Genomic DNA, 12353 nt, shown 5'->3' on the forward strand with positions numbered 1-12353 from the left:
TGCTCTGTCTGCTTGTAGGCGCTAGGTTTCAGGTTCTATTTCACTCCCCTTTCGGGGTTCTTTTCACCTTTCCCTCACGGTACTTGTTCACTATCGGTCACATGTTAGTATTTAGCCTTAGGGGATGGGCCCCCTATCTTCACAACGGATTCCTCGTGTCCGGTGCTACTTTCCCTCTGTCCATATTTAACTGTCGCGTACAAGACTATCACTTTCTTTGGTTCATCTTCCCAAATGATTCTGCTAATTAAATATGATCCTTAATGAGTTAGGCTCTTTTCTTTTCGCTCGCCGCTACTAGGAAAATCGAGTTTTCTTTCTTTTCCTCCTGTTACTTAGATGTTTCAGTTCACAGGGTCTTGCTTCATTAAGCTATGTATTCACTTAATGATGACTGTGTCTTCCACAGCCGGGTTTCCCCATTCGGAGACCTAGGGGTCAATGCTTTTTGTGAGCTTACCCTAGTTTTCGTTCACTTACGTCCTTCGTCGCCTTCATGTGCCAAGGCATCCACCTTGCGCCCTTTCTTTCTTGACTGGAAATATTGTTTGCTATTTAGTTTTTATGGTTCTTTTTTGCAAATTCGCTTGAGAATTTGCATGGTGGAGATAAAGAGATTCGAACTCTTGACCCCCTGCGTGCAAGGCAGGTGCTCTCCCAGCTGAGCTATATCCCCATATTTTTATTTGGCTTTGAACCAAATTGTATATCAATGGTTTTTGTTTTTGTTTCCGTGTGAGGAGAGAGCGTACCCTCTCCTCATCCTTAGAAAGGAGGTGATCCAGCCGCACCTTCCGATACGGCTACCTTGTTACGACTTCACCCCAGTTACTGACCCTACCTTCGACTGCTGCGTCCAAAAGGTTCGCTCACAGGCTTCGGGTATTGCCAACTTCCATGGTGTGACGGGCGGTGTGTACAAGACCCGGGAACGCATTCACCGCGGCATTCTGATCCACGATTACTAGCAACTCCAACTTCATGCACTCGAGTTGCAGAGTGCAATCCGAACTGGGACAGGCTTTTTGAGATTTGCTTGACATCGCTGTCTTGCTGCTCTGTGTACCTGCCATTGTAGCACGTGTGTAGCCCAAGTCATAAAGGGCATGATGATTTGACGTCATCCCCACCTTCCTCCGGTTTGTCACCGGCAGTATCGTTAGAGTCCCCAACTTAATGATGGTAACTAACAATAGGGGTTGCGCTCGTTATGGGACTTAACCCAACATCTCACGACACGAGCTGACGACAACCATGCACCACCTGTATTACAGTCTTCCGAAGAAGTAAGGAACTATCTCTAGCTCCCGCCGTAATATGTCAAGACTTGGTAAGGTTCTTCGCGTTGCGTCGAATTAAACCACATGCTCCGCTGCTTGTGCGGGTCCCCGTCAATTCCTTTGAGTTTCACACTTGCGTGCGTACTCCCCAGGCGGAGTGTTTAATGCGTTAGCTGCGGCACCCAGATTTACTCCAGACACCTAACACTCATCGTTTACGGCGTGGACTACCAGGGTATCTAATCCTGTTTGCTACCCACGCTTTCGTACCTCAGCGTCAGGTTATGGCCAGAAAGTCGCCTTCGCCACCGGTATTCCTCCTAATATCTGCGCATTTCACCGCTACACTAGGAATTCCACTTTCCCTTCCATACCTCAAGATGAGCAGTTTTAAAAGCTTACTATAGTTGAGCTATAGGATTTCACTTCTAACTTGCTTACCCGCCTACGTACCCTTTACGCCCAATGATTCCGGACAACGCTCGGACCTTACGTATTACCGCGGCTGCTGGCACGTAATTAGCCGGTCCTTATTCGTATAGTACTGTCATTTTCTTCCTATACAAAAGATTTTTACAACCCGAAGGCCTTCTAAATCACGCGGCGTCGCTGCATCAGGGTTTCCCCCATTGTGCAAAATTCCCCACTGCTGCCTCCCGTAGGAGTCTGGGCCGTGTCTCAGTCCCAATGTGGCCGTACACTCTCTCAAGCCGGCTACTGATCGTTGCCTTGGTGAGCCATTATCTCACCAACTAGCTAATCAGACGCAAGTCCATCTTAGAGCGATAAATCTTTGACCAGGCTACCATGCGATAGCTTGGTATCATTGGGTATTATTCTCCGTTTCCAGAGGCTATCCCCATCTCTAAGGCAGGTTACTCACGCGTTACTCACCCGTCCGCCACTAATCCACTTAAAATCACTCCGAAGAGATCAATTAAGTTTCATCGTTCGACTTGCATGTGTTATGCACGCCGCCAGCGTTAATCCTGAGCCAGGATCAAACTCTCATAAAAAAATTGTATGAAAGTCTTAGATCAAGACTCTTATTCATTTACATCTGACTTAATCAAATGCGTGATTTATTCTTGTATATCAAGAATCATTTACTGTAAAGAAATTTAACTAGGTTATAGTTGTTATTCTTTAAAGTTTTTGTTTTGCTATTTTAAATAGCTACAAAAACCATTGATATTTAATTTATATGAAATGTCTTAGCATTTCTGGTTCATGTCTCAGCATTTATCGTGCTGACTATTATATAGTACCACAGGTTTTTTATCTTGTCAAGACTTCTTTTCATTTTTTTATGATTTTTTTATCTTGGCGATTAGTTCCTGTCGCACCGACATTTAATACTATAACATCTATTTTTCTCTTTGTCAAATTTTTTTTGTATTTTTTTACCTATTTATTTTTGCTTCCTTATATATATGATTTTTTATCCTTTATCTTTTTCTATAATGAAAAACCCTCCTTAAGGAGGGCTTACTTAATTAATCTTCTTCTGGTTCATAGTTTACTATTGATACCATTTTTCCATTTTTATCTTTTATTTTTCTGATTCTTTTATCAAATTCTAATCTTTTCATCCATATTATTTTATCACAGCCTGTACACCTTAGCTTGATGTCTGCTCCTACTCTTTCGATTTGCCAGAGGTTTTCTCCACATGGATGGCCCTTTTTTAGGGTTATTATGTCATCTAATTTATATTTTTTCATTTGTTTCGTACCCCACTAAGCTTGCTTTTACCCCTCTTTTTTCCATCTCTAATTTTATTAGCTCTCTTGCTTTTCTTGCTATAGCCCATTGGCTTCCTGCTTTGACTTCCGCTAGCATTCTTACTTTATAAGAGAATTCATCAAAACTGTTTATTTCAAAAAAGCTAAAGTCCTCTATAAAGTCTTTTTTATATTCGCTATTTTTTAGTTCTTTTGATACTTTTTCTATTATTTCTTTTGCTTCTTTTAGGTCCGTGTCATAGGATAGTCTGAAGCTTACATCTGATTTAGCCGGCCCTCTGTTAAAGTTTTGAACTTTTTCTATTTGGGAGTTTGGGATTATGTGGATTGACCCGTTGAAGTCTCTTATTTTTGTTGTTCTTAGGTTTAGCTCTTCTACTTCTCCTTCTGCACTTGCTGTCTGTATCCATTCTCCTACTCTTATCTTATCATCTATTATTATAAAGGCTCCTTTTATAAAGTCGCTGATTATAGATTGTGATGCGAAGGCTATGGCTAGACCTCCAACTCCTGCTGTAGCTATGAGTGCTGAGGTATTTATTCCTAGACCATCTAATATTCCTATAAGTACTACAAAAACAACTATTGTTTTTATTATTGAGTAGAGGAGGTTGCCTGCAGTTTTTATTTTCGACTTGTTGGCAATTTTCCCTGACCTTTCACTTTCTATTAGTTTGTCTATTAATTTTCTTGCTATTTTCAGAAAAACTAGCCCTATTAATATCATTATCAGTGTTGATGTTAATTTTAGGACCAACTGATTTTTGACTAATTCTGATATGAATGGTGTTTTTTCTAGAGTATCTGCTATTTGCTCATTTGCTGTTTCTGTCAATTTTTTCTCCTAGGATTTTTTCTATTTCTCTAGCTAGATTTTGATGAAAGTCGCTTGCTAGGTGGATTCCATCTAAGTAATGTCCATCAATTTGGCTTGCCCTTATATAGTAATCTGCCCCATGAACTTTTTCTTCTAAGGCCTTTATTTTCCTATTGACTCCTTCATAGAAGCTGAAGATTTTTTCTTCTTCTATATAAGGAGGGCTTATTAGCATCGTTTTTCTTGCCTGAGATATATTTAGTATACTTTTTAGATTCTCTTCTACAAACTCGAGGCTTTTACCATTCATAAAGTCATTGGTCCCACCAAATATTATTAGTAGATCTTCTTTTTCTTTTAATTTTTGATATCTCTTGTATCTATTTAACATCTCTTCTGTTGTCGACCCATTTACTCCAAGGTTTTTAATTTCAAAACCCGCCTTTTGTAAAAAGCGGGTGTATGATTTTTCTTCTACTAAGTAGCCTAGGGTAAAAGAATCTCCTAATGCGACTATTTTCATTATTTGACCTTTTTTAAGACTAGGGCTGTTCTTGATGGTATATAGATTTTTATGCCATCATAGTCAGTGCCCGGAAGTTTTTCTGTTGTGTATGTGTAATCGTGACTTATTCTGCCAAAACCACCAAATCTAAATTCGTCTGAGTCCATTAGAACTTTAAATTCTCCTATATCATGGATTGGTAGGTGGAAGGATTCGTAGGAATCTGTTGGGTGAAAATTAAATAGGTAGACTAGGTCTCCATTTCTGAAGGCTATAATTTTTCTATCGTTATCCAGCCATAGCCTATAGGTTGTTTTGCCTAATTGATGGTATTCCTTAACAAATTCTATCATGGCCCTATCAAATTCGTTTAGATATTGGTATTTTAGATAATCTGCATCGGATAGAGACCACATACGACGTGCGTAATGATAGGAGAAGCCGTTGCCTTCTCTTGGGAAGTCTATCCATTCTGGATGACCAAATTCATTGCCCATGAAGTTTAGGTAACCATCTGTTCCCATTGATATGGTTATCCATCTTATCATCTTGTGGAGGGCTATGGCCCTGTCTATGATTAGATTATGGCTGTCTTTGGACATAGAATCGTACATTTCCTTATCTGCTAGCCTGAAGATGGTGGTTTTTGAACCTACTAGGGCTTGGTCGTGACTTTCTACATAGCCTATTCTTTTTTCATTTGGTCTGTGGGTTGTTAGTTCGTACCACATGTTGGATAGGTTCCAATCGTAGTCATTTTTCTCTAGGGCTTTTTCCCAGAAATCTGGCATTCCCATCGCTAGCCTATAATCAAATCCTATACCGCCCTGGCTTACTGGCAAACACATACCTGGCATACCTGACATATCTTCTGCTATGGTTATAGCATTTGGTTTAATTTCTCTGATTAATTCGTTGGCCATTTGTAGGTAATTTAAGGCATCTATGTCTGTATTCATTGAGAAATATTTGCCATAATTATCAAAAGCTTCTCCCCTGCCGTGATCTCTATAGATCATGGAGGTGACTCCGTCAAACCTAAAACCATCGAAGTGATATTCTTCTAGCCAATATTTAACATTTGATAGAAGGAAGTGATTTACTCCTGCCTTGTGATAATCAAAAAGCTTGGAATCCCAGTCTGGATGGTCACCTTCTCCGCCTGCATGGAAAAATTGATAGTCGGTTCCGTCAAATTCATTGATACCTTCAGCTGTATTTTTGACTGAGTGGGAATGAACTAGGTCCATTATCACATTTAAACCCATTTGGTGAGCTGTGTTTATTAGGCTCTTTAGGTCGTTATTTTCCCCATACCAGGAAGATGGTGCAAAGAAATTTGATACTTGATAGCCAAATGATCCATAGTATGGATGTTCGGCTATAGCCATAAGTTGAACTGTATCATAGCCTGCCTTTTGTATTCTTGGCAAGATATATTTTTCAAATTCTTTGTAGGATGATACCTTGCCTTCTTCACCTGCCATTCCTATGTGGGCTTCATAAATTAGTGGATTGTCCTTTTTTATTTCAAAATCTTGGTCTGTCCACTCAAATTCTTTTCTTGGATTTTCTAGAACCATAGCATAGTCAAGATTTTCATTTCTTTCGACCCTTCTTGAATAAAGTGGTATTCTTTCTGATAATCTACCATTTGCATCTACTAGTACTTTTATCCTTGATTTGTGTGGGATTGTCCTGATTCCTTCGACAAAGATTTCCCAATCTTCGTCATTTATTTTATGGAGAGGATGGGAGTGCTTATCCCATCCATTAAAATCTCCTATTATATAAAGACCGTCAGCATTTGGAGCCCATTCTCTATATATCCAGCCTCCCTTTACCTTGTGGAAGCCGTAATAATTGTGGGCATTGGCAAAATCTTTAAGTGATTTGCCATCTGCTAAAAACCTATTTTTTTGCTCTTGTAATCGATCCATCCTTAGATTAATATCATTTTCATAATCACTCAAATAAGGGTCAATATCGAGTATTTCCCATCTTGCCATAGTATTTCCTCTTAGTCTTTCTTGTAATTTTCTATTACTTTTTGGGTTATTTCTTTTGGAACCTCTTCATATCTTACAAAGTCCATTGAGAAGCTTCCTCTTGCTGATGTTTGGCTTCTTAGGTCTATTGCGTAGGTTAGAACTTCTGAAAGTGGTGCTTCTGCTTTGATTATTTGGCTACCATCTTCTTGTGGTTCCATGCCTAAGATTCTACCACGTCTCTTATTCATATCTCCCATTACATCACCCATGTTAGCGTCTGGAACATTGATTTCAAGAGCCATTACAGGTTCTAATAAGATTGGGTCTGCTTCTTCTATACCTTTTTTGAAGGCTATTCTTGCTGCAGTTTTGAAGGCTTGTTCGTTAGAATCTACTGGGTGGTAAGAGCCATCATAAAGGGTTGCCTTTACGCCTGTTACCTTAAAGCCTGCTAATGGGCCTTCTAGTAGAGATTCCTCTAGACCTTTTTCTACAGCTGGGAAGTAGTTTTTAGGAACTGCTCCACCGAATACTTCTTCATCAAAGACGAAGTCTTCTTCTGTTGGTTCAAATCTGATAAATACATCACCATATTGGCCTGCACCACCGGATTGTTTTTTGTGTTTACCTTGAACATCTGATTTGCCCTTGATTGTTTCTCTATAAGGGATTCTATATTCTACTATTTCTGTATTTACAGAGTAATTATCTTTTAGCTTATCCATTATTACTTCAAGCTGAACATTGCCAAGACCTGATAGGACTTGTTGACTTGTTTCTCTATTCATCTCGTTGTTAAAGCTTGGATCTTCTTCAGCTAGTTTTTGTAGGGCTTCAGAAATCTTATCTTCATCAGCACGGCTTACAGCCTTTATTGCGTAAAATAGGACTGGTTTTGGATATTTAACTTGTTTATAAAGGATTTTGTTTTCTTTAGAGCAAAGTGTATCGCCAGTAGAAGTTGCTTCTAGTTTAGCAAAGGCTCCTATATCACCAGCTACGACCTTATCTGTTTTAATTTGTTCATTTCCTCTTAGGTAGAATAGTGAAGCTATCTTTTCATCTCTATCTTTGCTTGCATTATAAAGCTTGTCATCTTTTGAAATTGAACCTGATAGAACCTTAAAGATTGAAATCTTTCCTAAGAATGGGTCTGCAAGGGTCTTAAATACTACTGCAGAAAATGGTGCATCTTCTTTTGCTTCAAAAGCCTCATAGCCATCTGCTACCCTAAAACCAATATTAGCCGCTTCATCATCGATTGCTGGCATGTATTTGATTATGCAGTCAAGTAGGCTTGTTAGACCTATCATTTTTTCTGTAGAACCTGCTATAAGTGGAACTACCTTACCATTTAGGATTGCCTTTGATAGACCTTCTCTAATTTCTGCTTCTGAGAATTCTTCGCCTTCAAAGAATTTTTCCATTAGAGCGTCATCACTTTCAGCTACAGCTTCTATGACTTGGTTGTAAACTTCTTCAACTTCTGCCATTCTTATTTCTGGAATTTCTGCTTCAGCCTTTTCATCATTGTGATAGGTGTAAGCTTTTTTATCCATGACATCTATGATGCCCTCATATTCTTCACCTTCGCCAAGCATTAGGGTTAGAGGAATGATGTTTTTGCCAAATTCTATGTGAAGATCACTTACAACCTTATTAAAATTAGCGTTTTCCTTATCAAGTTTGTTTACAAAAAAAATGGAAGGTAAATTAATTTTTTGAGTATATTTCCAATATTTTTCTGTACCAACTTCTATGCCCTTTTCACCATCTATTACAAAGAGAGCTGATTCTGCTGCCCTTAGAGCCTGCAATACTTCACCCTCAAAGTCAAAAAATCCTGGAGAATCTATGAAATTTAATTTATAATCGTTGTATTCTATCGGAATAATTGATGTTTGTAGGGAAATATTTCTCTTTTTCTCTTGTTTTTCGTAGTCTGAAACTGTATTTCCAGATTCTACTTTTCCCTTTTTATCGATAACACCAGTTTTAAATAAAAGGGATTCAGTAAGTGAAGTTTTACCGGCTCCCGAATGCCCTACCAAGGCGAGATTCCTGATCTTAGATGTATTATAGTTTTTCATATATTGCTCCTTCTTGGACTTGTTGTTAATTTTATGTCCATTTTTATTTTTATACTATAATTATATAATAACTTCTAATAAATTTCTACCCCTTTGAGAAAATGTTTTCACTTTATTGATAAAAAAAGCCCCACAGCCTTAGAGCTACAAAAGGGATTTTAGAATTTATTTTAAAATAAATTCTTAATGGGTACACAATTTGTACTCACTAGTTCTTAAAGTACATATGAGCTTATAACCTTTGAGATACTGACTATATCAACGCTAGTTTTAAAGTCAAACGAAAGAGACCTGCCATCATTAAAGGCAAGGAAAAGCTCACTATCAATATCCAAAACACCTGCAGTTTCAACACCAAAATATTGGATCTTTGAATAAGGATAAGAAATATAAGCTCTTTTTTTGCCGGTAATTCCTTGAACATTGACGACAAGAATCCTCTTATTAGAAAAAACAACCTGATCTCTAATTGTCTCAAAGGCCGATATGATTTCCTCTCCATCAACAAAAAAATCTAAAAGCTCACTTCTTACCTTAGATGAGTCAATCTCTTTTAGGTTAAAAGTGTTAGAATCTCCCCAAAGACCTGTACTAATTGTTGCCATAATATCTCCTTAAATATATCTTTTAGATATATATACCCGTTTTTATCTTGCTTACTTGTTTTGTATATAAATACTTATTATCTATTGCATAGAAAAAGTAGATGAGTTTGTGCTTTTCATCTACTTTATCCCCAGTCTAAGCCCGATTAGGACCTATCTTTTAAATATTTTCTTTAAATAATCCATGACTGTAAGGGATTTTCTTAATTTATCATCCGGCAAATACTTATTTATAGCCCTTAAGACTTTTTTGTTGTCTTTGGTGTTGAAGATAAAATCGCCGTTTGCCTTGGTGTGAATGGCAAATCTGGTTATTTTCTTATCAAGTATTACCGATGCTGTTATGAGCTTTATTTCCTTATAGGGAATCTGTATAAAATCTCTTACATCTCTTTCGTTATAATATTCTATTGCCTTATTACCTATAAGGAGGTCCCCCCTGCTGAGGAGACCTCCCAATAGATTAGCCTTTATCTTAAGATCGACTTTTGAATTTTGGCTTTGAATCATCTTACATTATTCTAAAGAATTTAGCTATTACACCGATTACAAATAGGGCTAAGATTATTGTAATTGGAGAAACATTTTTCTTTAGTAATTTACAAATACCTAGGGTTAGTAGAAGTGGTACTAGACCAGGTATTAGTGAGTCCAAGTTTTGTTGTAAAGTTGTGACTTTTACTGGATCTAGGGCTGTTGGTCCTATTGCTGAAAATTGTTTAAGGGCCGCTTGGATTCCTTCAGCTCCTGCTGGTAGGGCTGCCCAGTCAATGTATGAACCTGGTTGTTGTTGAACAGCTGATACATCTAGGGCAAATTTGATTGATACCCATCTTTGTACTAGGGCACCTACTATAAACATACCTAAAATTGATGCCATGGTTGTAATCCTACCAAGGACACCGCCTGAAAGGTCTTTTGTTATTTCATTACCAGCCTTATAGCCTAGCTCTTGGGTTTGCCATTCAAATATCATTCTTAGGGCATTCCAAAGAATAAAGAATAAAAGTGGACCTAAAGGAGAACCTGTTAGGGCAAGAGATGCACCAAGGGCACCTATGATTGGTCTAAAGGTAAACCAGAATACTGGATCTCCTACACCTGCAAGAGGTCCCATCATACCTACCTTAACACCGTTTATTGCCGCATCTTCGATTGGTGTACCATTAGCTCTTTCTTCTTCCATAGCTAGGGTTACACCCATTACTGGGCTTGATACGTATGGGTGGGTATTATAAAATTCTAGGTGACGCTTAAGGGCATCAGCTTGGTCTTTTTTATCTTTGTAAAGTTCTTTGATGGCAGGAATTATAGAGAAAGCCCAACCACCATTTTGCATTCTTTCATAGTTCCAAGATCCTTGTAGGAATTGGTGTCTCCACCAAACCTTAACACGAGCAGATCTTGAAAGACTTATTTTTTTCTCATTATTTATTGTTTTATCAGTCATAGCTTCTCCTTAATAATCATTGATTATATCGCCAAGTGGGTCACCGCTTCCGGCATTACCACTTCCACTATTAGATGTAGCTAGTTGTTTTAGGGTCATGTATACTACTGCTAGTACGCAACCTATAACACCTAGAGCAATTAGGGTTAGGTTTGGAATTGCAGCAAGTACAAAACCTAGGGCAAAGAATGGCCAGGTTTCTTTTGTACTCATCATATTGATAACCATAGCATAACCTACAGCTGCTACCATGCCGCCGCCTACTGCCATACCACCTGTTAGCCATTCTGGCATCCTATTAAGAGCTTCTGTTACAGCTGCTGGTGGGATAAAGCATAGTGCTAGAGCTGGGACAAGGATACGAAGACCTTGCATAGCTACTGCTATCCATGAAAGGGTTTCAATTTTGCCAAAGTCAGCATTTTCTGCTGCAGCATCCATACCGTGAACTAATGGAATAGCTAGAGTTCTGGCAAGCATTGTAAGGAATAAACCTGCTACTGATAGAGGAATAGCAAGGGTTATAGAAGTGTTAATAGCTGTAGTTGGATCAGCTGTTCCACCTTCTAGGGCTAAAACCATGATAATAGCTGAAGCAACTGATGCCAAAGCCGCATCTGGAGCTACCGCAGCACCGATATTTGCCCAACCTAGGGCAATCATTTGAAGTGAACCGCCAAGTATAATACCTTCTCTAAGATGGCCTGTTACAAGACCTATAAGGGTACAAGCAACAAGTGGTTGGTGGAATTGGAATTGGTCCAAAATACCTTCACAACCAGCTAGGAAAGCTACTAGGCCGATTAAAATAATATTAAAAATACTCATAATTTCTCCTACATATTTAATTCGCTTTTAGCTTTTTTGATAATAGATTCGTAATTTTCTGGGCTGTCAGCTGGTACTTTTCTTACATCGTACTTAACACCCATTGACTTAATCTTCTCAAGAGTTTCAACATCGTCCTTGTCCATGGCAAGTACATTTGTAACAACAACTTTGCCCTTAGAGTGAGCCATAGATCCGATGTTTACAGTATCAAGCTTACCACCCATTTCCAAGAATTCTAAAACCTCTTGAGGTTTTTCAAATAGAAGCAAGGCACGAGTAGCCCCAAATCTTGGGTCATCTTGAATCTCTTTCATCTTCTTGATAGGGACAACGTGAGCGTGAACTCCTGGAGGAGCAGCCTCCATAATCATTTGCTTACGAAGAGCATCGTGAGCAACATTGTCAGATACAACAATAATCCTGTCAGGCCTTATAGCCTTAGTCCAGTTACTTGCAACTTGACCATGTAAAAGCCTAGTATCAATTCTTGCAACAGGTATATCGATTTCACCTGTACCAAGAACAGTACCCTCAGGAATAGTTCCACCTACCATCTTCTTTTCTACTTCGCTATCTGTCTTAGCCTCACCCTCAGCTGCCTTTTCAACAGGATTTAGGCTATCAGGCTTAGCCTTGATGCCCTCCTTAGCAGATGTAATGATTGTAGTTGCAATCTTATGAGCAGATTCTTCAGTAAATCTCTCGCTAAGAGCCTCTATAACCATTGGAAGGTTAAGACCTGCGACAATAGCCCACTTATCTTCGTGTCCATCAAGAACAGCAGAAGATTGGTTAAATGGGGTACCTCCCCAAAGGTCGCATAGGAACAAAACTTCATCGCAATCGAGTTTTTCGATAGCAGCTTCTAGATTTGCCCTAAAGTCATCTGGCCCCATAGAAGGTTTAAGAACAACCGCTTCAAACTTATCTTGATTTCCAAAAATCATTTGAGCAGATTCCTTAATACCCTCAGCAAAGGCCCCGTGGCTTGCTAGGATAATTCCTACCATAATAACTCCTTTCTTGTATAAAATACAAA

At 38.7% G+C, this 12353-nt stretch carries 10 protein-coding genes, 1 tRNA gene and 2 rRNA genes; all 13 read right to left on the reverse strand.

Features of this window, described 5'->3' with window-relative positions:
* Nucleotides 1-537: ribosomal RNA gene (locus tag NH288_RS07165) — 23S ribosomal RNA — on the reverse strand; the annotation flags it as partial.
* A gap of 63 nt (nt 538-600) precedes the next feature.
* Nucleotides 601-676: transfer RNA gene (locus NH288_RS07170), tRNA-Ala, on the reverse strand.
* A 93-nt stretch (nt 677-769) separates the two neighbouring features.
* Nucleotides 770-2296: ribosomal RNA gene (locus NH288_RS07175) — 16S ribosomal RNA — on the reverse strand.
* Between the two features lie 480 nt (nt 2297-2776).
* A complete protein-coding gene (locus tag NH288_RS07180) occupies nt 2777-3004 on the reverse strand; it encodes a DUF951 domain-containing protein (protein WP_265214230.1) in 228 nt (75 codons plus the stop codon).
* On the reverse strand, nt 2991-3860 hold the full coding sequence (locus NH288_RS07185; protein ID WP_265214231.1) for a mechanosensitive ion channel family protein: 870 nt from the start codon (nt 3858-3860) through the stop codon (nt 2991-2993). The genes NH288_RS07180 and NH288_RS07185 overlap by 14 nt, the downstream gene beginning before the upstream one ends.
* Nucleotides 3841-4365: a GDSL-type esterase/lipase family protein gene (locus NH288_RS07190; RefSeq protein WP_265214232.1), complete on the reverse strand. Its 525-nt coding sequence runs from the start codon at nt 4363-4365 to the stop codon at nt 3841-3843. Before NH288_RS07190 ends, NH288_RS07185 begins: the two co-directional genes overlap by 20 nt.
* A complete protein-coding gene (locus tag NH288_RS07195; protein ID WP_265214233.1) occupies nt 4365-6356 on the reverse strand; it encodes an alpha-amylase family glycosyl hydrolase in 1992 nt (663 codons plus the stop codon). Before NH288_RS07195 ends, NH288_RS07190 begins: the two co-directional genes overlap by 1 nt.
* A gap of 11 nt (nt 6357-6367) precedes the next feature.
* Nucleotides 6368-8428 (reverse strand): elongation factor G, encoded by a 2061-nt coding sequence (gene fusA / locus NH288_RS07200; RefSeq protein WP_265214235.1) that lies wholly within the window; start codon nt 8426-8428, stop codon nt 6368-6370.
* Nucleotides 8429-8643: 215 nt separating this feature from the next.
* Nucleotides 8644-9033 carry a PH domain-containing protein gene (locus NH288_RS07205; protein ID WP_265214237.1) on the reverse strand — a complete coding sequence of 130 codons (390 nt, stop codon included), beginning with the start codon at nt 9031-9033 and terminating at the stop codon, nt 8644-8646.
* A 153-nt stretch (nt 9034-9186) separates the two neighbouring features.
* On the reverse strand, nt 9187-9543 hold the full coding sequence (locus NH288_RS07210; RefSeq protein ID WP_265214239.1) for a DUF956 family protein: 357 nt from the start codon (nt 9541-9543) through the stop codon (nt 9187-9189).
* Nucleotide 9544: 1 nt separating this feature from the next.
* Nucleotides 9545-10483 carry a PTS system mannose/fructose/sorbose family transporter subunit IID gene (locus NH288_RS07215; protein WP_106461053.1) on the reverse strand — a complete coding sequence of 313 codons (939 nt, stop codon included), beginning with the start codon at nt 10481-10483 and terminating at the stop codon, nt 9545-9547.
* A 9-nt stretch (nt 10484-10492) separates the two neighbouring features.
* A complete protein-coding gene (locus tag NH288_RS07220) occupies nt 10493-11311 on the reverse strand; it encodes a PTS mannose/fructose/sorbose transporter subunit IIC (RefSeq protein WP_106461054.1) in 819 nt (272 codons plus the stop codon).
* Between the two features lie 8 nt (nt 11312-11319).
* Complete coding sequence (locus NH288_RS07225; RefSeq protein WP_265214242.1) at nt 11320-12324, reverse strand: PTS sugar transporter subunit IIB; 1005 nt, start codon at nt 12322-12324, stop codon at nt 11320-11322.
* Nucleotides 12325-12353: the final 29 nt, after the last annotated feature.

The organism is Anaerococcus sp. NML200537, from assembly GCF_026131715.1.
Lineage (GTDB): Bacteria > Bacillota > Clostridia > Tissierellales > Peptoniphilaceae > Anaerococcus > Anaerococcus kampingae.